The sequence below is a fragment of the Bacillus cereus genome (assembly GCF_002564555.1).
In the GTDB taxonomy this organism is placed as follows: domain Bacteria; phylum Bacillota; class Bacilli; order Bacillales; family Bacillaceae_G; genus Bacillus_A; species Bacillus_A cereus_K.
In genome coordinates this window covers 38,739-61,683 of the sequence record NZ_NUVD01000091.1, presented here as the reverse complement: position 1 = coordinate 61,683, position 22,945 = coordinate 38,739, and the positions used below count along the sequence as shown (strand labels likewise).

Below are 22,945 nucleotides of genomic sequence, written 5' to 3'. Positions count from 1 at the left end.
GGAGGGCGTTCGCAATGGGTAAACAAGCCGAATTTTGGTCTGAGTCAAAAAACAACAGCAAAATCGAAGGTCAACCGAAAGCGAAATCACGCTTCGCTTCGAAACGACCTAACGGCACAATTAACACGCACCCACAAGAACGTATGCGTGCTGCAAATCAGCAGGAAGAGTAGTACAAATTAAATTAAATTAACTTCCTACACGAGGTGATAAAGATGAGCTACCGTGATCGCTTAGATAGTCGTTCTGAATTATTTAACCATACGTGGACTCGTCCGAAACATGCAAAAGCGCAAGTTAACGGACAGACGCAACAGACCCAGTCTCTCATTATATTGGCAAACGAATGTAAAAAACGCCAATTTTAGGTTCTCCTATCTCCTTTAACGCCTACCAAAGATGAAAACCAGAGAGATATTCGCTCTCTGGTTTTTATTTTTCTTGCAATAAAGAAATGGGTATTCCAATCTCTTCATTATCATTTTGCTTATGTCCCCAAGCAAATACCCCATTTAAATACGTAATTTTAAATAATATACCAGGTTCTTCTACTAATTCATATGTCTCACCAATATGGAATTTGTTTATATCAGTCATATAAGCACGAGCCATTGCCATTTTTCTCATTAATACATCGAACTCATTCACAATTCCAAGTTGCTCAGCCTTTATTGCTTGCTCCTTCAAAACCCCAATTTCTTCCCTAAGCTCATGCTGTGTCATTTCACTGTAACGTTTTGGCATATTCATCTTATTATTCCCCTCATCCCTCTTCACGTTTCACTTGCAAAAATATCTCTATCTCATCAATAGAGAATCCTTTTCGATATAACGCTTGTTTCATCTTATTTTCGAATGTCCATCCATCATACTTCTTATATTTCTCATAATATTTATTCCCATGATAGTGTAACGCTTCTTGTTGCTGTTCGTCATCTTTTTCGTCTTTCAATTCTTCCAGGCAAATTTGAATCACATCTCTAGAATATCCTTTACGAACAAGCATTTCTTCTAACTTTAGCTTCATTTGTAAAAAGGAATGTTTTTGATAAGATCTTTTCTTCTTTTCTATAAGAAATAAGGCATTCTCAATTTGCTTCTCCTTCGGATACTCTTGTAAACTATGCGTAATAATTAGATCCTGAACACCTTTATTTAACAGCTCTCTTTTAATAACAGTTGGGCCTTTTCGACTCACATTACTTTGCGTTCGCGTATATAAAACAGCGTACTCTTTATCATTAATATATCGGTCATGTAATAATTTTGAAACGACTTCAGAGATGATGGCCTGTCCCACTTCTTTTTTTCGTAAAAAATCTTCTATTTCTTGTTTTGTTCTCATTTGATAGGATAAATAGGAGATTGCTTGTAAATATGCTTTTTGTACCTCTTCATTGTACAGAATGTTTCCTAACGCTATTTCATCAATTTCTAAGCCTTTTTGTAATCCGTGTTTCATTAAGATTACTTGATCCACACTAAATCCGTATTCTTCACCTTGACCTTTATCAATATAAATATTAAATCGTTCTTTCGATCGTTTTTGCACTTCTATTTTTGTAATGACAGCCATACTCTCACCTCTCTATTATTTTAACATAGTCGAGGAACATTTTTTCTTTTCAAGAATATATATAAGAAGGAGGAAATGATTATGAAAATTGCCATTTCTGGTGGCACTGGTTTTATCGGTAAATATCTTTCTACTTTTTTTATTCAAAAAGGATATACTGTCTACATTCTTACTCGAAAAAAGAAAGCCGAAACTTCAAATCCTAACCTTCAATACGTACAATGGACACCAGATTCACACGTTTTTCCCCTCTCCTCTATCGATGTAATTATTAATCTAGCTGGAGAATCTATTAATAGTCGATGGACAAAAAAACAAAAAGAAGCAATTTTAAACAGTAGGATTCAAACAACAAACGGCCTTATTAAACAGTTACAAGCACTTGAAACGAAACCACACACATTTATTAATGCAAGCGCTATCGGATACTACGGAACATCTGAAACCGAGTCTTTTACCGAAGAGCAAACGACCTCTGGAGATGACTTTTTAGCGAATACCGTATATTTATGGGAACAAGAAGCAGCTAAGGCTCACTCACTTGGAATAAGGACTGTCTACGCAAGATTCGGAGTCGTATTAGGGATAGATGGAGGCGCTTTTTCAAAAATGCTACTCCCTTATCAATTATATATCGGAGGGACAATTGGATCTGGAAACCAATGGGTATCATGGATTCATTTAGAGGATGTTGTTCGCATGATTGACTTTGTTATACAGAAAAAAGAAATCGTTGGTCCTCTTAATATTACAGCTCCCACACCAATAAGAATGAAGGCATTCGGAGAAACTATTGCCTCTATAACAGGAAAACCTCATTGGCTACCCGTTCCTTCATTTATACTTCAAGCTTTACTTGGCGAGATGAGCGTACTCGTATTAGAAGGACAGCATGTACTACCAAATAAAGCTATTGTACATGGATATCAATTCACATTTCCAACAATAAACCATGCATTACAAAATATACTCTCGCATACAATGTAGTACTTCTAAAATACAGTTTTACAGGGCTATATCCCCTTCAAAACTTTCATTTTCTAGGATCCGGAGCATTACTATACGAATAACCTTTCAGTTGCTTTGTCTTAAATTCCATTGGCATTTCAAAGTAGCAGAAACGAGGTACCTATGAAAATATTGCTCAAACAAGCCATCGTATATCCCATTACATCCCAAAAGTTTCAAGGGGATGTACTCGTTACAGGAGAACGAATCGCCGAGGTTAAACCTTTTATTCAGCCCACTCAAGATATGACAGTTATAGATGCTCGGGCGCTTCATCTCTTACCCGGATTTATTGATGTCCACACTCACCTAGGTCTCTATGATGAAGGCACTGGCTGGGCTGGTAATGATGCGAATGAAACATCTGAAGTTTCAACACCTCATATCCGTTCTTTAGACGGAATTCATCCTTTTGATATTGCATTTCAAGATGCTGTACAAAACGGAATAACAACTGTTCACGTTATGCCTGGGAGTCAAAATATTATCGGGGGTACTACTTGTGTAATAAAAACTGCTGGAACTTGTATTGATCATATGATTATTCAAGAACCCGCTGGTTTAAAAATTGCCTTTGGAGAAAACCCTAAAAAGATCCATAGTAATGGTACAAAAGAATCCATAACACGTATGGGCATTATGGGATTACTTCGCGAATCATTCTATGATGCACAGCACTATGGGCATGAAGCTGATTTTCGAATGCTCCCTATTTTAAAAGCATTACGCCGCGAAATACCGGTACGTATCCATGCTCACCGCGCAGACGATATTAGCTCCGCGCTTCGTTTTGCAACAGAATTCAATCTTGATTTACGTATTGAACATTGTACAGAGGGACACTTTATTATCGATGAGCTTTCAAAACATAATTTAAAAGTTTCAGTCGGTCCAACTCTTACACGACGTTCAAAAATCGAACTTAAAAATAAAACATGGGATACTTACCATATATTATCAAAAAATGGCATAGAAGTTTCGATTACAACAGATCACCCGTATACCCCGATTCAGTATTTAAATATTTGTGCTGCTATGGCAGTAAGGGAAGGATTAGATGAGAAAACGGCCTTAGAAGGAATCACCATACTCCCGGCACGAAATTTACGTTTAGAGGATAGAATTGGAAGTATTGAAGTTGGAAAAGACGCTGATCTCGTGTTATGGACTCATCACCCTTTCCATTATTTAGCCAAGCCTGTACTCACCATGATTGACGGAAAAATAATTTACAAAAAAAATAAAAAAAACTAGTTTATTTTTTTGACTAGATAAAGTATTATACGATTATAAACTGAATGAAACCATAATCAATTTGTGTCGTGATTATCATTTTCAAATTGATGAATGGGGAAGGCAAATGGTGCGCCACCAGCGTTAGAAACTGGTTCTAGTGGGTTCGATTCCCACCCCGAAATTTTTTAAAGATTGATATAAAAATTTCGAGGGTGGGGTGCTTTTTCGTCATGCTACCCTCGTGTGAGGAGGAGTTAGTATGTTGAAAAAACGCGACTTACACGACAGCCACGTTCTATACGAGTTAATGGTGGATCCAGCTGTCTTCCCTTTTGTGCGTCAAAAGGCTTATTCTTATGAGGAATATTTATTTTTAACGAAACAAACCATTGAAGCCGAAGAGCGTGGAGAATTAATTTCACGCACAATTTTAGATGAATGGGGTAACCCTATCGGAACAATTACTTTATTTGATGTGCAAGAAAAAGCTGGGTTTCTTGGAACATGGCTTGGAAAACCATATCATGGCAAAGGATATAACAAATTGGCAAAAGATTCATTTTTTAGCGAGCTTTTCTACGAATTAGATATTGAAACCATCTTTATGCGTATTCGCAAAATAAATATCCGTTCTATTAAAGCTGCCGAAAAACTACAATATGTAAATCTAGCAAATGAAACAAGAAAAGCCGTTTATGATGAAATTAACGCAAATGAAGAAGTATATAACTTATATGAAATTCCAAAAGATCAATATACACTTGCAACAATGCGTGATACAACATTCCAAGATGCTCACCAATTAAAAGAAGCGTAATCTTAATTTTCAGAAATAATAATTAATCATCAACCAATTAACATATATGTATATCACCCCATGTCTTTGGAAACGATAAATAGTGACTTTAGGACACGAGGTGATTTGTAATGGATAAAAAGAAACGTGACAAAGCGAAAAACACATTATCTAGTACACAAGAAGTTCTATACCAACGAGAATTTCGAAAAGCAGATCGTGCAGCGGGATATCGCTCAAAAAGTATTTAAAGTGAAAATGAATAATTAGAAGCTTTCCCCCCTAATTATTCATTTTCATTACACATTCTTTCCGACTGATAGGATTAGACTAAAAAGTTCCCTTATACATAAGGGAACTTTTTAGCTGTGGACAACTTTATCCACAAAATCGATAGAATTGTGAGTATTTTTCAAAAAACTTCGATCTATTTATATATTTCATCTCATATCAACTGCTGGAATTGTGGATATTTTTCTAAAAATTGTGGATATTCATCTGAAAGTTGTGGACAATGTGGATATAGTTGTTAATATTCCGACTTTACTGTTTAATGAAAGCGTAATCGTTTGTGGATAAAGTGAATCTTTTAAAACAACAAAGAACCCTCTTTAAACATATAAAAGAGGGTTACATATTAAGTAAACGATTCTGCAAGAGCAGGCGATTTCATAGGTATATGATTCGGTTCCACATGATTTTCTGCCAAAATTGCATCCACAATATGACCAGCTGGCTTCGGACGATAAATACTTTTCATTGCCTCTTTCATTTGAAGAAGCTTCATATCATCTAGTAATAACGCCTCTGTTTTCGCAAAAACCTCACTATCATCACGAATGACAACTGCAGCTCCTTTTTTTTCAAAGTACATCGCATTTTCATTTTCTTGTCCTGGAACAGGCTTATATAAAATGACAGGTACTTGTAACGATGCTGCCTCACTTAACGTAATACCGCCTGGCTTCGTAATCATACAAGAAGTAACACGGAATAGTTCATCAATGTTTTCAACATAACCAAATACTTTTAATACATCAGAATTTTGTTTCTGTAAACCTAATAAATCCTGTTTTAAAGCCTCATTTTTTCCACAAACGACAACTACTTGTAAATTAGGTACTGACATAAATGACTGGCATAGTTCTTTTACACTTCCTAATACCCCATGAGCACCTGCTACAATTAGTAAAACCTTTTTATTTTTACATAACTGATATTTATTATATATAATGTCTGGGCTTATCTTTAGCTCAAAACTACTACGAATCGGAATTCCAGTTTCCACAATTTGCTCCGCAGGCACACCTATATCAATCATAACTTTTTTCACGTGATCAGTTGCTACAAAATAACGATCTACTTCCCGGTGAATCCATATTTTGTGCACACAAAAATCCGTTAATACGTTATAAACAGGAATTGAAATACCTATTTGCTTTTTTAATTCTGGTACAGCAATAATCGGAAAGGTATTAATAACAATGTCTGGTTTCTCAGCTTGCAAAAGCGATTTCAAACGTTTCCTTCCAAAATTTGCGTACCAAGATGCTATTTTCTTATCATAAATTTTCTCTACCCCGTAATAAAACAAACGATATAATTCTTTTCCTATTGTATAACTTTTTAAATATAAATATTTTGTAATGTCGGTTATAAATGGATGCGATTCTCCAAACAAGTCGCATACAATAACATCTTCAATTCCTTTTTGGCGAAATGTTTGTTCTAATGTTTTCGCTACTTGCACATGACCATTACCGTAATGTGCAGTTAATATTAAAACCTTGGGGTTTTTTATCAAACAAATCCACTCCTAGCTTATTGTTTCTCCATATTGCATATACGACAATAGGAAAAACATTTTCCTTAAAAATTACATAAACAGATTCTAATAATTCCCTTTCAGCTATGTACCTGTCGTGGATATGCAAAGCATATAAGATTGACCCCTTAATCCTATCTGTGCTCATATCTTTACATTATACTTTCCTATAAGAGCTTTCGCAATAACTTACAAATGTTCTCTATTCTATGATACTCACTCTTTTACTTCTTAATTCTTTTTACTATTTTGATTTCCCTTTACAATTATGTAAATTTATCCACTTATTCCTTACAAAATATGAATATTCTATTTTCAGTATACTCTTTTCTATATATATACTCTAGGTTTTATTGTAAAGAAAGCAAAAAGCCTAATCCAATATTTGGATTAGACTGCTTGTAAAATATGTCTCGCTTGTTCTATATTTTTTTCAGTAGGTGGTTCTACATTCGCAAGTGGATATTTATGTCCAAGCGCCTCCCATTTGTATACACCAAGCTTATGATATGGTAGCACTTCAACTTTTTGAACATTAGACAGACTTTGAATAAAGTTAGATAATTTTTGTAGATCCTCTTCATTATCAGTAATACCAGGAACTAATACATGTCGTACCCAAATCGGTTTATTTTTATCCGATAAATAACGAGCAAATTGTAAAATATGTTCATTTGGTTTCCCTGTTAATTTACGATGCTTTTTGGAATCGATATGTTTCAAATCTAATAAAACCAAATCTGTATAATCCATTAATATATCTAACTTTCGCTGGAATTCTGGCTCCTCAGAATAACAACCACCCGAAGAATCAATTGTTGTATGAATTCCAACTTCCTTACATTTCTTAAATAATTCAATTAAGAAATCTAGCTGTAATAATGGTTCCCCACCACTAACTGTTATACCGCCTCCGGAAGCTTCAATAAAAGGAAGGTAACATGTCACATCCTGCATTACTTCTTCAACTGTTATTTCTTTTCCTTTACCGATCTCCCACGTATCAGCATTATGACAATATTGACACCGTAATAAACACCCTTGTGTAAATATGACATAACGAATTCCTGGGCCATCAACAGTACCACAAGACTCTACAGAATGAATTCTTCCTTTTACCATGTTACTTCCTCCTTTATTGAAACAGCCTCCCTCTGCTATTTATAAAAAGCAGAGGGACACTTTTTTCACTTACATACTTTCATGCATTGTACGATTAATTACATCAATTTGTTGTTCACGAGTTAATTTAATAAAGTTAACAGCGTAACCAGATACGCGAATTGTTAATTGTGGATATTTCTCAGGATGTTCCATTGCATCCATTAAAGTTTCACGATTAAATACGTTAATATTTAAGTGATGTCCTTCTTTTATTGCATAACCATCCAGCATAGATACTAAGTTGCGTACTTGTACATCATCTTCTTTACCAAGTGCTTTTGGAATAATAGAGAATGTATTCGAAATACCATCTTGTGCATCTTCATATGGTAATTTAGCTACAGATAATAATGAAGCTAATGCACCTTTTGTATCACGTCCATGCATTGGATTCGCACCTGGTGCAAATGGTTCTCCAGTACGGCGACCATCTGGAGTGTTACCAGTTTTCTTACCGTATACAACGTTAGATGTGATTGTTAAGATTGACATTGTATGAACAGAATTTCTGTATGTTTTATGTTTACGAAGTTTATTCATAAATGTTTTTACAAGATTTACAGCGATTTCATCTACACGATCATCATTGTTACCGTATTTAGGGAAATCCCCTTCAATTTCAAAGTCAACTGCAATACCGTTTTCATCGCGAATTGGTTTTACTTTTGCGTGTTTAATCGCACTTAAAGAGTCTGCTACTACAGATAGACCCGCGATACCTGTTGCCATTGTGCGAAGAACATTTGTATCATGAAGCGCCATTTCAATGCGCTCGTAGCTATATTTATCGTGCATGTAATGGATAACGTTTAATGTGTTTAAATATAGACCCGCTAACCATTCCATTGTCATATCAAACTTATGCATAACTTCTTCATAATCTAATACTTCAGAAGTAATCGGTGCGTACTCAGGACCAACTTGTGCTTTAGATTTTTCATCTTTACCACCGTTAATCGCATATAGTAATGCTTTTGCTAAGTTTGCACGTGCGCCGAAGAACTGCATTTGTTTACCAATTCTCATTGCAGATACACAACAAGCAATTCCGTAGTCATCGCCGTAATCAGCACGCATAATGTCATCATTTTCATATTGAATTGCTGATGTTTTAATAGACATTTTCGCACAGTAGTTTTTAAAGTTCTGTGGTAATTGTTTAGACCAAAGAACTGTTAAGTTTGGTTCTGGAGCTGGTCCTAAATTATCTAATGTATGCAAGAAACGGAATGAGTTCTTTGTTACTAACGGACGACCGTCTAACGCCATACCACCGATAGATTCAGTTACCCAAGTTGGATCACCAGAGAATAATTCATTATAATCAGGTGTTCTTGCGAATTTCACAAGACGTAGTTTCATAATGAAGTGATCCACAATTTCTTGTACTTCTTCTTCTGTTAAAGTACCATTTGCTAAATCTCTTTCAATATAAATATCTAAGAATGTAGAAGTACGTCCAAGACTCATTGCAGCTCCGTTTTGCTCTTTAATCGCTGCAAGGTATGCGAAGTATAACCATTGGAATGCTTCTTGTGCATTTGTTGCTGGCTTAGAAATATCGAAGCCATGAGAAGCAGCCATTTGTTTTAATTCTTGAAGTGCACGCATTTGCTCAGATAACTCTTCACGTAAACGCATTGTATCTTCGCTCATTACACCGCCTGTTAAATTATAATCAGCTTTTTTCGCTTCAATTAAATGATCTATACCATATAACGCTACGCGGCGATAGTCACCGATAATACGTCCACGTCCATATGCATCTGGAAGGCCAGTAATAACACCTGATTTACGAGCCGCTTTCATTTCTGGTGTGTATGCATCGAATACACCTTGATTATGAGTTTTGCGCCAGTCTCTGAAAATACTGCTAAGTTCTTTATCCATTTCATATCCATACGCTTCACAAGCTTGCTCCGCCATACGAATACCACCATATGGTTGTAAAGAACGTTTAAATGGTTTATCAGTTTGGAAACCGACTACTTTTTCAATATCTTTATTTAAATATCCTGGATCGTGTGATGTAATAGAAGAAACAATTTTTGTATCCATATCCAGAACGCCACCGTTTTCACGTTCTTTTGTTGTTAAATCCATTACTTGATCCCAAAGTTGTTTCGTTGCTTCAGTTGCTCCCGCTAAGAAAGATTCGTCTCCTTCAAAAACGTTTACATTATTTAAAATGAAATCGCGAACATCAATCTCTGCTTTCCATTTTTCACCTTTAAAGTTTTCCCATGCGTTTTTAACATTTTCTAATACTTGAGTCATCCTAATCTCCTCCATTTTTGATTAGTACAGGACTAAGATTTTTTATATAACAGCTTACACACTTAGAATACTACTTTTTTGCGAAAGTGAACGAACTAGTTGTGACATGTTTGTGAAACGTTGAGCAAACTACTATATGCGTAGTGTTAACTTTACTTAAAAGTCTTTATAATTAACCCTTTTCTTAATTGTATTTTTTTGGTAGTATTATACACGAGTCCTATTTTGTAATATAAGAACAATACCCATTGTAGAGCTGTAATACTCTTATCTCCTAATCTGTTATAGTTTTTATAACAGAACAAAAAAGTGTACATATGTTGTACACTTTTTTTGTTACCTATAAAACATCCCTTTTTCTATTTCCATCATGGAATCCACCACGACTACCTGTTAATGCAATTAATTGCTCTAATCCTTCTATATGATCACCAATAATTCGAAGTACAGCTGGAGGATGACCTATTTTTGCGAAATGTTCACTAAGGCGAATCCGGTTCATCTTATCGACCTCAACACGACTTACACATACGATTTCAAATCCTGAAAGAACAGCTTTGACTTGTGCTACACAAGGTGCCAGTAAAGATCTATATCCAATTTCTTTCAAACACTTGTGACTAAACGCATTAGGTACAGCAATAAGAGATCCTACCCCTAAATCTTTTCTATCACAAGCTAAATTTAATGCATACTTAAATGCAGTTACGAGATGAAGTGGTACTCTTAAATCTAAATAATGATTTAAATCATTTAAGGCGACATCCTTTCCGTCTGCGATAGCTTTGGCAAAAGGATATAACTCACTAGCTGGAATAACAAAATCACCGTCTATAAATAAAACAATTTCTCCTTTGGCAAAATACGTTCCAAGTGAACGCCCTACATCGTTACCAAGTGCTTCTTTATATACAATTGTTGTTGCTCCCCTGTCTTTTGCAATCATTGCTGTTTTATCTGATGAACCATTTACAACAACGATGATTTCAAAAGCTTCAATTTTCCGAAGCTCTTCTATAACGTTTCCAATTGTTTTCTCTTCATCTTGTACAGGAATTACAACCGATAATTGCTTTCCCTTGTACAAATTAGATGTAACACCCCAGCCTTGATAAAAATCTTCAAAACTTAAAGTATGATAGACACTATCCCTTTGCCTATTCCCATCATAATACCCTCCGCGCTCATCGCTGCCTACTATCCGCTCGGCTACTGCTTCTATATGATCGCCTATCATTCGTTTTTCAGATTGAGAAAGGCTTGTGCCATATGCAGCATGCTCGGTCGGTCGAAATTTGTTCGGCGTAATAACATCGATTGCACAATGGCGACTTATTCTCCATTGACTTTGCAATAGGTGTAGATGAGCTACAATCGGATTAACAAAACATTCATATCCAATACTTTGTACAACTTCTTTCGTCAGAGCGTGAGGTACAGATAATAAAGAATCAATTTTCAATTCTTCACGTTCTAACATTGCATTTAATATTTGACGCCATACTGTAATGGAATGTGGTTTTTGTTTCTTTAAAAATACTGCGTCCAAATTATTTAAAACGATGTCGGTCTGATCATGTAAAATTGGATTCAGAAATAATTGTAATTTTGAAGTTTGAATAGCAAAATCTCCATCTATAAACAGGAATACATCACCTATCGCATGTTTTGCACCGACTGCACGCCCAACATCGTTCCCTAGTAGCTCTGTATGCTTGATTACTTTACACCCTAAACGATCAGCAACCTCTTCTGTACCATCATTACAACCATTTGCTACTACAATAACCTCTACTGGATTTAATGGTTTTACTGATTGAATAACGTCTGAAATCGTATCCACTTCATTACATACGGGAATAATAACCGATAGCGACTTAGCCATTGTTTTCTTCACGAAACCATTTAATAGTCTCCTTCAATCCTTGTTCCCACATTACTTCCGCTTGAAATTGAACAAGTTCCCTTAACTTCGTTACGTCTGGTCTTCTATTTGGAATTTCTTCAAAGCCATGTGGATATACTTCTTCAAAAGGAACTTGTACAATTTTTGAAGAAGATTTCGTTAATTTTTTAATTACTTCTGCTACTTCTTTTATACTCTTTTCATTCTCAGAACCTATATTAATAATCTCACCATTTACCTTCTCGTCCATTGCCCGAATCGTCGCCTCTACCGCATCACTTACATACGTAAAGCAACGGGTCTGCTTTCCATCTCCATATACGAGAATGTCTTCTCCTTGCAAAGCCGCGCGGATAAATCGTGGGATTACCCCTGCATACGGACCATCTTTCGCTCTTGGACCATAAATATTAAAATAACGAACAATCGTTACCGGTAAGCCTTCTAATGCGTATCCTAAACATAATGTTTCTTCTAACGTTTTACATACTGCATAACTCCAACGTATTTTAGAAGTTGCACCATATAATCGATCCCCTTCTTCAGAGAAAGGTGGCTTACTCTTACCATATACTTCTGAAGTAGATGCAAAGACTACTTTCTTCTTTCTTTTTAACGCTGCTTGTAAAATATTTCTCGTTCCATCAAAATTTGTTTCAATGAGCTCTATACTTTTTTCCATTGTCGTTTTAACACCTAAAATTGCAGCCAAATGGAATACTACATCATGTTGATTTACTAATTCATGGATTTCCTTTTTATCTAAAACACTGATTGGAATAACTGGAATCTCTTTCATTAAATTATTATGATATCCATTTTTCCCTTTATAGAAGTTATCCACAATCGTGACCTCATAACCTCTTTTCACCAACTCTTCAGCTAAATGTGATCCAATAAATCCTGCTCCACCTGTAATTAAACACTTTTTGCTCATACACTCACCTTCTTTACGATTCCACGTGTATCTATTACTCGCTTACTTCCTTTAAAAAGCTGCCAATCGACATTAGAATGATCAGTTAAAATTAAAATACAATCCGCCTCTTTAACTGCTTGTTCATCCAAGGCAACGGATTGACACACCTTATCTCCAATTTTCGCAGAAGAAATATATGGATCATGATATTCTATCTCGTATCCTTCTTTTATTAGTAATTGAATAATTGGCAACGCCGGTGATTCTCTCAAATCATTTACATCTTTCTTATACGCAATTCCTACAATTAAAACTGTTGCGGGTGATTGCACCATGCCTTTTACTTTCTGGACTATTTTCTCTGGCATTTCTTCATTAATTACATGTGCAGCCTCAATTAATTGACTAATTGCCCCATTCTTTTTTATTCTCCATTGAAAATATAAAGGGTCTACTGGAATACAGTGCCCTCCTATCCCTGGCCCTGGCCAATATGGGGTAAATCCAAACGGTTTTGTAGATGCAGCTTCAAGTGCCTCATAAAAATCGATTCCTAAACTTTCACATAGTGTGTTTAACTCATTTACTAATGAAATATTGACTAAGCGTTGAATATTTTCAAATAACTTACACATCTCTGCTACTTTTGGAGAGGAAACTGGAACAACTACATCAAATATAGTGCTATATAAATCCTGTACTTTTTGTTTACATTGTTCTGTTTGTCCGCTAATAACTTTTGGAATCGTTTGAACTGAATATTGACTATTCGCCGGATCAATTCTCTCAGGGGAATATCCGATATAGAAATCTTCTCCTACCTTTTTACCTGTTTGAGAAATAATAGGAATGATAACTTCTTCAAGCGTACCTGGGTATGTGGAGCTTTCAAAAATGAGGGTTTGTCCTTTTTGAAGGTTTTGTTGTATATAGCGCGAAGCTGAAATGAGGGCACTTAAATCTGGTTCTCTTTGTTCATTAATTGGAGTTGGGACAGTGACAATAACATAATCACTAGTTTGAAACTCAACAACCCCTTTATCTGGCGTATTTACTAGTAAGCTTTTTTTAGTTAATAAACTTTGTAACTCTTTAGAAGAAACATCCGGAATATAACTTTCTCCTTTTATAATCGATTCTATTTTTCTAGTATCTTTATCTAGTCCAAGCACTGTATATCCTCTTTCTGCAAAATGGACTGCTAAAGGAAGACCAACATATCCTAATCCAATAATAGCTACTTTACTACTAGCATTCATCTGTATTCTTTTCTTCCTTTCTCAATTGTTGAATAATATCTCTGTCCCGTTCTCCATCTGTAAAACTCCCACGTTCGTCTGTATATTGTAATAGATAAGCAATCGCCTCAAGTTGATCACCGAAAATACGGTCAAATGCTGGAATGCGTCCATTTACAAATCCATGTTGCTCCGGACGTACTCGATTTGTTTTTATAACATCTACAAATTCTACTGCTGTAATAGAAAATCCCTCCAAAATAGCTTTCATTTGCGCTAATGGCGGAATAACGAGAGAATCATATCCTATTTTCTCTATTACCTTCTTATGCATAGCGTGTGGCACCGCTGTTAGCGAGTTATTCCATAAATCTGGTCGTTTCGCTACCAAATTTACAAAGTATTTCCCCATACTAATTGGATCTGCCGGATGAAACATATCTAATAAACTTTGCAGATCATTTAACGCCACGTCACTTCCATCTTCAATAGTACGCAAAAATGGAATTAGTTTTTTGGCCGGAATAGCAAAATCGCCATCAACAAATAAACAAATATCAGCCGTAGCGTGCATGGCCCCAATCGCTCGTGCTACATTATGTCCAAGCGCCTTCGCGAATTCAAGAACAATAACATTCTCTAGTTTTGCTTGTTTTATCGTCTCTATGTCTGCTCCATTCGCAACAACTATAATTTCATCCACTCCTGCTTTTTTCACTTCTTGTATAACGGATCTTATAGTCATTTTTTCTTCTGACACTGGTATAATCGCACTATATTTCGCTTTTTCCTTCTTTAATACAACTGTTTTATATTTCCCTATAAACTCTCTATCCCTGTTTCCCTCCGAAAAACTGCCACGTTTACCGTATGTTTCGATTACATATTGCAAAGCACGTAAATGATCACCCATAATACGACTAGTCGCTTTCGGATAAGGAGAACCAGGTGATGTTCCCGTATGCACAGGACGAACTTTATTTGTGTGAATTACATCGACCGAAGCCATATCGACAATATCTACCCCTCTAGACATCGCCATCGCTTGAAATAGTGCTGGATCTGCTAAATTCCACCATCCAAGTTTCTGAATAACTTCCCTACCCATCGCATGTGGAATTGCGATTAAAGATCCAACAACAAGCTCTTTTTTATTCAAATAACGATTCAACATACATTTTCCAACCGTCGTATAGTGTGGTCTCATCTTTAAATATACAGACCATGTTAAATTATTCACAACAATTTGATGCCCTTGCTGAATTCCTTTCACGAAACGTTGTAGCTCTTTACTATCAATAACGATATCACCATCTAAAAACAATATAATTTCGCCTTTTGCTTCTCTAGCTCCAATTGCCCGTCCGACATCATTGCCAAGAGAATGTTTGTAATAAATCACACTGCAATGATGTTGTAATGCTATTTCTTTCGTTCCATCTATCGATCCATTATCGACTACGATAATTTCATAAGGCTGGAGCTTCTCCACTTCTACTAGGACTTGAGATAAAGTAATTGCTTCATTATGCGCCGGAATAACAACTGATACTCTCATACTTGTATCACTCTCATCCTTCCAAGCGAACATAAGAAATGATAGGAATACGTACAAGTACATCTTCCGGTGGTCCATAAGAAGGAGAAGTACGGACACTCACTGCTCCATCCGTCACAGATAAAAGAATGCCTGCAACGATTTCTACAGCCGTCACAACTTGCACTAACTCACCAACATGGTCACGCAATTCATCAGTAAATAACATATATAAGTCTCCTTTCTTACACTTCTTTAATTGATATAATACTTGTAAATGGTAATAAAACTTCGGTTCCTATTCCTTCTTGCAGTGTTAAAAAATCGTCACCAACTTCTACAATCACACCCGTTAACTGTCCAACTGTCACAGTAATTTCTACGTTTTTACCTAAATATTGCTTTGCAATTTCTTTAAACGGTGATGTATTACATTCTTTTAAAATGTTACAAATAATGGATTGAAATTGACTTGATTTAATAAATTCTTCTGTAGCTTGCTTAGAATTTCTTTGAATAAACCTTGCGAAGTTTTGCGAAAATAAAAGCCGTTCCACAGCAGGCAGTAACTTGTTATCTAAAAAATAGTCTAATTGTCTATTAAACACTCTTGATAATTTATGCCAATATTTTCTGAACAGACACATATGCTTCTCCTCCTATTATTTTTACAATATAAAATTTTACATCCATACATCTTAATTTATACAAAGCAGACTTTTTATGTGATAGGTAAGATATACATTTTTCAAATAAACAACATCTTAACTATCGGATATATAATTTTCCGATTATAATAATGGCAGCTGTACTGTAAAAGAAAATTCATTTCGCATTATGTGCGTGATGCTTATGTATGTATACTCATCTCCCTCCTCATTTCTATTTATTTCATTGTCGTATTGCACATACACTTCCTCAACACAAAAAAAGACTATCCAAACCGGATAGTCTTTTACACTTCAATATTTCGTAACATCGTATAAATGTCGTTATTCACTTTACCAAATGATTTAATGTTGTTTTGAATGTTAGATAATAAAACAACATATACACTACCATTTTTACTAAATCCATTTAAGCAATTCCAACCTGGCATTACACCGTGATTCGAATAACTTCCTGGATCTACATACCAACCAAATCCGTAATCCTTTTTCACCGCTGTAAACATTTGATTGTAACTCTCTTTTGAAATTAACTTTCCTGAAAATAGCGCTTCATTAAATAAATATAAATCATGCGCACTCGTATATATATCACCACAACCATATAGTTGTGACATGCTTGGAATATTAGGTGTTGTCATATTGTTATTTACGATTTTATAACCTGTTGATGGGAATCGTGTTTGTTCTAACGCTTTACCAAAACCAGAATGTTTCATGCCCGCAGTAGCAAAAATATGTTGTTTAATATACTCTTCTAACGGTTGGCCGCTTACTTTTTCGGCAATGTAGGCAAGTATAGAGTAGTTTGAATCAGAATACTTCCATTTCTCTCCTGGACTTCCGATACGTTTTTGGTTTCCTATTCGTTTAATCAATTCTTCATGAGAAATATCCTCTGTCCCCTGCTCATATTCTGGAATTCCTGATGTATGTGTTAGCAGATGCTTTAGCTGAATGCTATTGCCTTGAGGAAAATCTGGAATATACTTTGCAACCGTATCCTCTACTTGTAACTTATTTTGATCTTTTAATTGCATAATAGCGGTCGCTACAAACGCTTTTGAAATAGAACCAATATAAAAAGTCGTCTCTGAATTATTCGGTACTTGCTTCTCTTTATTTGCCATACCGTATCCTTTATTCAAAAGAACTTTTCCGTTCTTCACAATAACAGCTGTCCCACTAAATCCTATGCTCTGTAAATATTGATCCAATTGAACATTTTCATTAATTTCTTGAGGTGGTCCCTCAGCAGGTTTCTCCACAGCTTGCGCTTGCTTCATTTGTTCTTCCTGCTCTTTTTGTTTTTGTGCTTCTTGCTTCTTTTTTTCTTCTTCTTTCTTTTTTAGCTCTTCTTGTTTTTTCATTTCTGCTGCTACTTTTAAAGTTTCCTCTTTCTTATTATGCGCAACAATTTTTGTATACATGAAATATACAAGTGATAATAGTAAGACGAGAATGATTGTTCTTTTTATGTATACAATCGGCTGACTTGCTTTCCCATTCGCATTATTTTTTTCCTGATCCATGATTGCCTTTTTCCCCTTATTTACCGATAATTTTCTTCCTAGATTATGGATAACCTATTCTATACCATCACTACTTTATCACGCACTGAACATATAACCAACCTATATGTACAAAAAAGAAAAAGAAAATTTACAAAAGTAAGATTCCCGTTAAATTTTTAACATAAAGCGAAACTTTAATCAGTAGGGGCTTCATCCCCCACTGATTATTAGCCTACACCAATCAGGCTTTTACGGGCAGTTAATCCCCCATCTAAATTCTTTACTTTCGCTGAATTTTAAAGTAGGGGTCTTACTGCCCGCAAATAGCGGAATAAAAAAAGAGGATATCCTCTCAAAACTGATATTATCAATTTTTCAGGATATCCTCTTATCTAATTATTTATACGTGTTTTTTCATATCATCGGCAACAGATTCAACATTTGTCCCTACGATAACTTGTACACTTGTGTTACTTAATTTCATAACACCTTTTGCACCCGCACGTTTTAGCGCTGCTTCGTTTACTTGACCAGCATCTTTCACTTGTAAGCGTAGACGTGTTGCACAGTTATCGATAACTGTTAAGTTGTCTTTTCCACCTAAAGCGGCTACGTAAGTCTCACCAATTGAACCTGCAACTGGAGCTTCTTCGCCTTCAACTACTTCCTCTTCATCTTCACGACCAGGAGTTTTTAGGTCGAATTTCTTAATTAAGAAGTAGAATACTACAAAGTAAATTACTGCGTAAATTAAACCGATTCCTGCTAGTAACAATGGTTTTGTTGCAATACCGAAGTTTAAGAAGTAATCGATTGCCCCGGCACTAAAGGAGAAACCATCGTGAATGCCAAGTGTTGTTGTAATGAATAAAGAAAGACCGGTTAATACTGCATGAATACCATATAATACTGGTGATAAGAACATGAATGAGAATTCGATTGGTTCTGTAATACCAGTTAAGAATGAAGTTAATGCTAGACCACCTAACATACCTGTAACCATTTTACGTTTTTCTGGTTTAGCAGCTGCAATCATTGCGAAACATGCTGCTGGTAAACCGAACATCATAATTGGGAAGAAACCAGTCATGAACATACCCGCTGAAGGATCTTTTGCAAAGAAGCGAGCGATATCACCATGAACAATATCACCAGCTGCATTTGTAAAGTCACCAAGTACAAACCAGAAATATGTGTTCATTACGTGGTGTAAACCGATTGGAATTAATAAACGGTTTAATAATCCGAATAGACCCGCACCAACTGAACCTAAGTTCACGATGCCGTGTGCTACTGCATCAATACCACTTTGAATTGTTGGCCAAATTTGACCGAATACTAATCCTAAAAGAAGCATTACAATTGAAGTAATAATTGGTACGAAACGTTTTCCTGCAAAGAATCCTAACCATTCCGGTAACTTAATCTTATGGAATTTGTTGTATAGTAACCCTGCAACAACCCCAGCAATAATACCACCGAGTATGGCCATATTTATTTTCGGCGTTAACGCCGCTGCCTTTGAAACTTTTGTCATTGTATCTGCTAATTTAGTTGGATCTACTGAACCGACTAAATCTTGAACACTCTTTAATTTATCATTCAGCTCTGCTGCTGAATACGCCTTACTTAGAGCATTCGTTGTATTTTGTAAAACAAGATATCCGATTGCCCCAGCAAGTCCAGCTGCTCCACTGCCATCGACAGACAAACCGATTGCAACACCAATTGCAAAAATAAGTGCTAAATTATCAAAAATTGCTGCACCGGCCTGTGCCATAACAGGAATATTAAATACATCCTCTTGTCCTAAACGAAGCAATAATCCTGCTGCTGGTAGTACGGCGATTGGTAGCATTAATGCTTTACCAATACGTTGTAAAAATTGCAACATTTTAATTCCCCCTATCAAATTTATGAAATCGTTATCATTATAAGTACGCCTTAGAAAACGCTTTCTATTACATAACCATAATAACATATAGTTGTATAGATGTGTAGCTTTTATTTCCGAACTTTTTATAGTTATTTTTTCTATTCCTAAGCTGTTATATAAAAGGAAAATTCTCTTTTTTCACTATACGATAATTGAAACAAAAGACCCACTATATAACATATAACTTTCGTTTTATCATTCCACTTTTTCATGTTATTATTTATTTCTGAGCATATCGGGAAAAGTAAACTTAGTTAATTCGAAATAGGAGCGTTGGTACTATGCAGTGCATTGAAACAAACAACTTACAACAGTTGTTAGAACAAGTAAAACCATATACGAAAAAAGGAAAACTTGCTACTTATATCCCCGAACTAGGAAATGCAGATCCAGATGATTTAGGGATCGCCATTTTCCATAAAGAAACTGAATATATCCATGCTGGAAACTCACAAACACTATTTACTCTTCAAAGTATTTCTAAAGTAATCACACTTGCACTTGCCCTTTTAGATCGTGGTGAAGAATATGTATTTTCTAAAGTTGGAATGGAACCAACTGGTGATCCATTTAACTCTATTATTAAGTTAGAAACGACAAGCCCTTCCAAACCACTTAATCCAATGATTAATGCAGGAGCACTAGCTATTACAAGCATGTTAACAGGAAAAGATAACGAAGAAAAAATGGAGCGTATTCTTCATTTTGTACGTGAAATAACAGATAATCCTACTATTAATTATTCTTCTAAAGTTGCCAATTCAGAATTAGAGACAGCTTACTTAAATCGTTCACTTTGTTATTATATGAAGCAAAATGGAATTATCGATTGTGACATTGAGGAACTTATGGATTTATACACTCGTCAATGTGCAGTTGAAGTAAACTGTATCGGTTTAGCACGTATTGGCTTAATTTTTGCAATGGATGGATATGATCCATATAAGAAAAAACAAATTATCCCTAAACATATTACAAAAATCTGTAAAACATTTATGGTAACGTGCGGTATGTATAACGAATCCGGTGAATTTGCAATTCGTGTTGGGATTCCTGCAAAAAGTGGTGTAGCGGGTGGCATTTTCGGCTGCGTAAAAGGCGAAATGGGAATCGGCATTTTCGGACCGGCTTTAGATGCAAACGGAAATAGTATCGCTGGTTTTAAAATTCTTGAACTCCTTTCTGCTCAAGAAGGTTGGAGCATTTTTTAAATGATTGTTATCCTGCTAATATAGCAGGATTTTTTTACGAAAAATTCATTGTTTCTGGTCATCAATACCCTTACAAAAACAGTACTGAAAGTTTCTCTTTATTATGCATATTTGCTACCCCCTCTTGAATAATATAGTACAACCTAGCGCTGTATGTGGAGGTGTAAAAGATGAAACTGATATTTCAAATGGCGAAACAAACTGTTCTTGAAAAAACAATTCTTCTTTTTATATTGAGTATTGTAGAAAGCTTAAAGCTAAAAGTTGTTTCACTCGATGAAGCTCACCGATACATATTCAATTTAGAAGTACTTGAACTATTAATGGATCGAAACATCGATGATCAAGTACTAGAGCTTATTCATTTCGGAATGGGGCTCGAAGATATTCATCATGTACTCCCTGAAGAGCTTGAGCATAGTATTGAGGAACTAAAATGGCTTTGTATCCAAGTTTTAAGTGAGTACAGTATGCACGAGGAATCGGAACAATTAATTGAAGATATACGCTAAAAAGCACCTATGTAGGTGCTTTTTATGTTTATTAAGAAGTATTAACATTTAAGTAGTTACATATGATGCACTTTTATGAGATATCTACTTTTATTTAAAGAAATAAATATCCCCGATGTCGATATATGCAATTTATTCGAGTATTTCCAAGGAAATACTCGAACCTTGTTTTTTCTATTCTCATAATAGCTGATCTATCCCAATAAGAACTAATAATATACCTGCAATAACCGTCGCCCATTTCCCTAAGTATTCAGCTAAAAATCGTTTTCCTACATACGCAAAACCACGAATACAAATAAAACTAAACAATCCAGAAATAACTGCCGTAAGCCATAGATTTAAGTTTGTTACACCAGCATCAAAACCACCTGCGATATTGTTAATAGATAATGCCACGCCTAAAACGATTGCTTCAGAAAAACTAATTGTTTTAGAACCGTCAAAATCTGCTTTTTCTGGATCACGTAAAATCCCCATAACACTACCATCTTTAGATTCTATGGTGTCTTTTTGACTCAAGAAAGGTTGACATAAAATAAACACCCCGATTACCCCTAAAACGATTGCCCCAATCAGGTTTGCTGTAAACTCTGAAATAAATAATGCGATCCAATTCCCAAAAAATCCAGCTAATAAAGTAAATAAAAATCCCAAAAATGCGATGATAAAATTGTTAAACCACGAAATTCGAATTTTACGAATGCCATATGCAATCCCAACGCCTGCATTATCTAAATTAGAAGCAATTCCGATCAAAAGAATTGAAAATAAACCCGCTGTACTCATAAATAGTCACCCCTTTTTTCACTTTTCAATGCATATTATGAAATTATTGAGCAACTGTGCCTGTCTGTTTCATATACTTGTAATAAATACTCAACATTTTTTCAACAATAAAAAAGGAGTGCCTACATTATGTCTAATGAAAATCCAAATGATCGGCTTGGTACATTAATAAAAAAACTTTTAAAAGAACGTGCCTTATCCATGCGCCAGCTAGGAATACTCACAAATATCGATCCTGCAACCATCTCAAGAATTATGAACGGCAAACAACAACCAAAGCAAAAGCATCTACAAAAATTTGCAGAATGTCTTCAAGTTCCACCTCAATTGTTATTTGATGAAATGTATCCTGATTCTCCCCATATAAACAAAGAAAAGACGGATATGTACACATCTCTTGATACAATTCAGCAAACTTTACAATCCTCTAACTTATTCGACTTCGATTACACAACAACTCGCGTAAAACAAGAACTTGAAAATTATGAACGCTATGCTCAAACAACAGAAGGTGAAAAACGTATTCATGAAAGTTTCACAAGCAAATTGGAGCAGATTGATAGCGCTGGTCCTTTCATTGAACAATTAACAAATATGTATCAACAATTTTGCAATGAAACCATTTCAAAGGAAGAACGTGCAATTCTTGGAGGCGCATTACTGTATTTTATTTTATCGACAGACATTATTCCCGATTACCTCTTTCCAATTGGCTATTTAGATGATGCCATTGCTGTTGAATTAGCGAAAGAGAAATTAATTGAAATAAGACGAAAAACATAGAAAAATAAAGAACTATTTCAGCTGTTTACATTCAACTCTGAAATAGTTCA

Annotated in this window: 23 protein-coding genes and 1 pseudogene; 9 read left to right on the top strand and 15 right to left on the bottom strand. The window is 35.3% G+C overall.

Going from position 1 to position 22,945, the window contains the following annotated elements; all coding sequences use genetic code 11:
* Window positions 1-14: 14 nt before the first annotated feature.
* Together COI75_RS20935 and COI75_RS20930 are read left to right on the top strand one after the other, a co-directional pair.
* Window positions 15-173, top strand: coding sequence for a small, acid-soluble spore protein K (locus COI75_RS20935; protein WP_000517893.1), 159 nt, complete (start codon window positions 15-17; stop codon window positions 171-173).
* Window positions 174-215: 42 nt separating this feature from the next.
* Entirely contained in the window at window positions 216-368 is a 153-nt protein-coding gene (locus tag COI75_RS20930) for a YpzG family protein (protein ID WP_000122093.1), read from the top strand.
* A gap of 64 nt (window positions 369-432) precedes the next feature.
* Here COI75_RS20930 and COI75_RS20925 read toward each other — a convergent pair whose 3' ends face one another.
* Together COI75_RS20925 and recX are read right to left on the bottom strand one after the other, a co-directional pair.
* Window positions 433-750 carry a YfhH family protein gene (locus tag COI75_RS20925; RefSeq protein WP_001057039.1) on the bottom strand — a complete coding sequence of 106 codons (318 nt, stop codon included), beginning with the start codon at window positions 748-750 and terminating at the stop codon, window positions 433-435.
* A 13-nt stretch (window positions 751-763) separates the two neighbouring features.
* Complete coding sequence (gene recX / locus COI75_RS20920; protein ID WP_000268507.1) at window positions 764-1,576, bottom strand: recombination regulator RecX; 813 nt, start codon at window positions 1,574-1,576, stop codon at window positions 764-766.
* An 81-nt stretch (window positions 1,577-1,657) separates the two neighbouring features.
* On the opposite strand from recX, the gene COI75_RS20915 reads away from it, so the two are divergent.
* The 4 genes from COI75_RS20915 to COI75_RS20900 all read left to right on the top strand — a co-directional run bounded on the left by COI75_RS20915 (window position 1,658) and on the right by COI75_RS20900 (window position 4,867).
* On the top strand, window positions 1,658-2,563 hold the full coding sequence (locus tag COI75_RS20915; protein WP_000684398.1) for a TIGR01777 family oxidoreductase: 906 nt from the start codon (window positions 1,658-1,660) through the stop codon (window positions 2,561-2,563).
* A 144-nt stretch (window positions 2,564-2,707) separates the two neighbouring features.
* A complete protein-coding gene (locus COI75_RS20910) occupies window positions 2,708-3,838 on the top strand; it encodes an amidohydrolase (protein WP_000698311.1) in 1,131 nt (376 codons plus the stop codon).
* Between the two features lie 241 nt (window positions 3,839-4,079).
* Window positions 4,080-4,637, top strand: a complete 558-nt coding sequence (locus tag COI75_RS20905) for a GNAT family N-acetyltransferase (protein WP_000914737.1) — start codon at window positions 4,080-4,082, stop codon at window positions 4,635-4,637.
* Window positions 4,638-4,747: 110 nt separating this feature from the next.
* A complete protein-coding gene (locus COI75_RS20900) occupies window positions 4,748-4,867 on the top strand; it encodes a YfhE family protein (RefSeq protein WP_000358484.1) in 120 nt (39 codons plus the stop codon).
* 386 nt (window positions 4,868-5,253) lie between these two features.
* Here the strand turns inward: COI75_RS20900 and COI75_RS20895 are convergent, their stop codons facing one another.
* From COI75_RS20895 to nagE, 12 genes and pseudogenes are all read right to left on the bottom strand, one after another.
* Complete coding sequence (locus COI75_RS20895) at window positions 5,254-6,420, bottom strand: diglucosyl diacylglycerol synthase (protein WP_000594684.1); 1,167 nt, start codon at window positions 6,418-6,420, stop codon at window positions 5,254-5,256.
* A 411-nt stretch (window positions 6,421-6,831) separates the two neighbouring features.
* Complete coding sequence (gene pflA, locus COI75_RS20890) at window positions 6,832-7,563, bottom strand: pyruvate formate-lyase-activating protein (RefSeq protein ID WP_000238487.1); 732 nt, start codon at window positions 7,561-7,563, stop codon at window positions 6,832-6,834.
* A gap of 69 nt (window positions 7,564-7,632) precedes the next feature.
* Entirely contained in the window at window positions 7,633-9,882 is a 2,250-nt protein-coding gene (gene pflB, locus COI75_RS20885; protein ID WP_000195474.1) for a formate C-acetyltransferase, read from the bottom strand.
* 152 nt (window positions 9,883-10,034) lie between these two features.
* Window positions 10,035-10,254: pseudogene (locus COI75_RS27430) on the bottom strand (hypothetical protein).
* Window positions 10,223-11,767: a glycosyltransferase family 2 protein gene (locus COI75_RS20875; protein ID WP_001130023.1), complete on the bottom strand. Its 1,545-nt coding sequence runs from the start codon at window positions 11,765-11,767 to the stop codon at window positions 10,223-10,225. The pseudogene COI75_RS27430 and the gene COI75_RS20875 overlap by 32 nt, the downstream one beginning before the upstream one ends.
* The gene (locus COI75_RS20870; RefSeq protein ID WP_000037042.1) at window positions 11,760-12,725 is read right to left on the bottom strand and encodes an NAD-dependent epimerase/dehydratase family protein; all 966 of its coding nucleotides are present in this window, start codon (window positions 12,723-12,725) and stop codon (window positions 11,760-11,762) included. Before COI75_RS20870 ends, COI75_RS20875 begins: the two co-directional genes overlap by 8 nt.
* The gene (locus COI75_RS20865) at window positions 12,722-13,966 is read right to left on the bottom strand and encodes a nucleotide sugar dehydrogenase (protein ID WP_000994264.1); all 1,245 of its coding nucleotides are present in this window, start codon (window positions 13,964-13,966) and stop codon (window positions 12,722-12,724) included. The genes COI75_RS20870 and COI75_RS20865 overlap by 4 nt, the downstream gene beginning before the upstream one ends.
* Entirely contained in the window at window positions 13,956-15,566 is a 1,611-nt protein-coding gene (locus COI75_RS20860) for a glycosyltransferase family 2 protein (RefSeq protein WP_002097628.1), read from the bottom strand. Before COI75_RS20860 ends, COI75_RS20865 begins: the two co-directional genes overlap by 11 nt.
* Complete coding sequence (locus COI75_RS20855; RefSeq protein ID WP_000899465.1) at window positions 15,517-15,711, bottom strand: hypothetical protein; 195 nt, start codon at window positions 15,709-15,711, stop codon at window positions 15,517-15,519. The genes COI75_RS20860 and COI75_RS20855 overlap by 50 nt, the downstream gene beginning before the upstream one ends.
* Window positions 15,712-15,727: 16 nt before the next feature.
* The gene (locus tag COI75_RS20850) at window positions 15,728-16,129 is read right to left on the bottom strand and encodes a hypothetical protein (protein WP_000335543.1); all 402 of its coding nucleotides are present in this window, start codon (window positions 16,127-16,129) and stop codon (window positions 15,728-15,730) included.
* Window positions 16,130-16,437: 308 nt separating this feature from the next.
* On the bottom strand, window positions 16,438-17,682 hold the full coding sequence (locus COI75_RS20845) for a serine hydrolase domain-containing protein (protein ID WP_000371826.1): 1,245 nt from the start codon (window positions 17,680-17,682) through the stop codon (window positions 16,438-16,440).
* Between the two features lie 382 nt (window positions 17,683-18,064).
* Window positions 18,065-19,558 (bottom strand): N-acetylglucosamine-specific PTS transporter subunit IIBC, encoded by a 1,494-nt coding sequence (gene nagE, locus COI75_RS20840; RefSeq protein ID WP_000938877.1) that lies wholly within the window; start codon window positions 19,556-19,558, stop codon window positions 18,065-18,067.
* A gap of 323 nt (window positions 19,559-19,881) precedes the next feature.
* Here nagE and glsA point away from each other — a divergent pair, with 323 nt between their 5' ends.
* Together glsA and COI75_RS20825 are read left to right on the top strand one after the other, a co-directional pair.
* Complete coding sequence (gene glsA, locus COI75_RS20830; RefSeq protein ID WP_001149842.1) at window positions 19,882-20,811, top strand: glutaminase A; 930 nt, start codon at window positions 19,882-19,884, stop codon at window positions 20,809-20,811.
* 170 nt (window positions 20,812-20,981) lie between these two features.
* On the top strand, window positions 20,982-21,323 hold the full coding sequence (locus tag COI75_RS20825) for a DUF3969 family protein (RefSeq protein WP_000766600.1): 342 nt from the start codon (window positions 20,982-20,984) through the stop codon (window positions 21,321-21,323).
* Window positions 21,324-21,503: 180 nt separating this feature from the next.
* Here COI75_RS20825 and ytaF read toward each other — a convergent pair whose 3' ends face one another.
* Entirely contained in the window at window positions 21,504-22,112 is a 609-nt protein-coding gene (gene ytaF, locus COI75_RS20820; RefSeq protein WP_000100748.1) for a sporulation membrane protein YtaF, read from the bottom strand.
* 129 nt (window positions 22,113-22,241) lie between these two features.
* Here ytaF and COI75_RS20815 point away from each other — a divergent pair, with 129 nt between their 5' ends.
* Window positions 22,242-22,895, top strand: coding sequence for a DUF1232 domain-containing protein (locus COI75_RS20815; protein ID WP_000064209.1), 654 nt, complete (start codon window positions 22,242-22,244; stop codon window positions 22,893-22,895).
* Window positions 22,896-22,945 lie beyond the last annotated feature (50 nt).

Coding starts and splice junctions, on each gene's coding strand:
- COI75_RS20865 (WP_000994264.1), bottom strand. CDS start 13,966: ATGAATGCTAGTAGTAAAGTAGCTATTATTGGATTAGGATATGTTGGT.
- COI75_RS20825 (WP_000766600.1), top strand. CDS start 20,982: ATGAAACTGATATTTCAAATGGCGAAACAAACTGTTCTTGAAAAAACA.
- recX (WP_000268507.1), bottom strand. CDS start 1,576: ATGGCTGTCATTACAAAAATAGAAGTGCAAAAACGATCGAAAGAACGA.
- COI75_RS20845 (WP_000371826.1), bottom strand. CDS start 17,682: ATGGATCAGGAAAAAAATAATGCGAATGGGAAAGCAAGTCAGCCGATT.
- glsA (WP_001149842.1), top strand. CDS start 19,882: ATGCAGTGCATTGAAACAAACAACTTACAACAGTTGTTAGAACAAGTA.
- COI75_RS20930 (WP_000122093.1), top strand. CDS start 216: ATGAGCTACCGTGATCGCTTAGATAGTCGTTCTGAATTATTTAACCAT.
- COI75_RS20850 (WP_000335543.1), bottom strand. CDS start 16,129: ATGTGTCTGTTCAGAAAATATTGGCATAAATTATCAAGAGTGTTTAAT.
- COI75_RS20915 (WP_000684398.1), top strand. CDS start 1,658: ATGAAAATTGCCATTTCTGGTGGCACTGGTTTTATCGGTAAATATCTT.
- COI75_RS20935 (WP_000517893.1), top strand. CDS start 15: ATGGGTAAACAAGCCGAATTTTGGTCTGAGTCAAAAAACAACAGCAAA.
- COI75_RS20925 (WP_001057039.1), bottom strand. CDS start 750: ATGAATATGCCAAAACGTTACAGTGAAATGACACAGCATGAGCTTAGG.
- COI75_RS20815 (WP_000064209.1), top strand. CDS start 22,242: ATGTCTAATGAAAATCCAAATGATCGGCTTGGTACATTAATAAAAAAA.
- COI75_RS20870 (WP_000037042.1), bottom strand. CDS start 12,725: ATGAGCAAAAAGTGTTTAATTACAGGTGGAGCAGGATTTATTGGATCA.
- nagE (WP_000938877.1), bottom strand. CDS start 19,558: ATGTTGCAATTTTTACAACGTATTGGTAAAGCATTAATGCTACCAATC.
- pflB (WP_000195474.1), bottom strand. CDS start 9,882: ATGACTCAAGTATTAGAAAATGTTAAAAACGCATGGGAAAACTTTAAA.
- pflA (WP_000238487.1), bottom strand. CDS start 7,563: ATGGTAAAAGGAAGAATTCATTCTGTAGAGTCTTGTGGTACTGTTGAT.
- COI75_RS20905 (WP_000914737.1), top strand. CDS start 4,080: ATGTTGAAAAAACGCGACTTACACGACAGCCACGTTCTATACGAGTTA.
- COI75_RS20900 (WP_000358484.1), top strand. CDS start 4,748: ATGGATAAAAAGAAACGTGACAAAGCGAAAAACACATTATCTAGTACA.
- COI75_RS20860 (WP_002097628.1), bottom strand. CDS start 15,566: ATGTACTTGTACGTATTCCTATCATTTCTTATGTTCGCTTGGAAGGAT.
- COI75_RS20875 (WP_001130023.1), bottom strand. CDS start 11,767: ATGGCTAAGTCGCTATCGGTTATTATTCCCGTATGTAATGAAGTGGAT.
- COI75_RS20910 (WP_000698311.1), top strand. CDS start 2,708: ATGAAAATATTGCTCAAACAAGCCATCGTATATCCCATTACATCCCAA.
- ytaF (WP_000100748.1), bottom strand. CDS start 22,112: ATGAGTACAGCGGGTTTATTTTCAATTCTTTTGATCGGAATTGCTTCT.
- COI75_RS20855 (WP_000899465.1), bottom strand. CDS start 15,711: ATGTTATTTACTGATGAATTGCGTGACCATGTTGGTGAGTTAGTGCAA.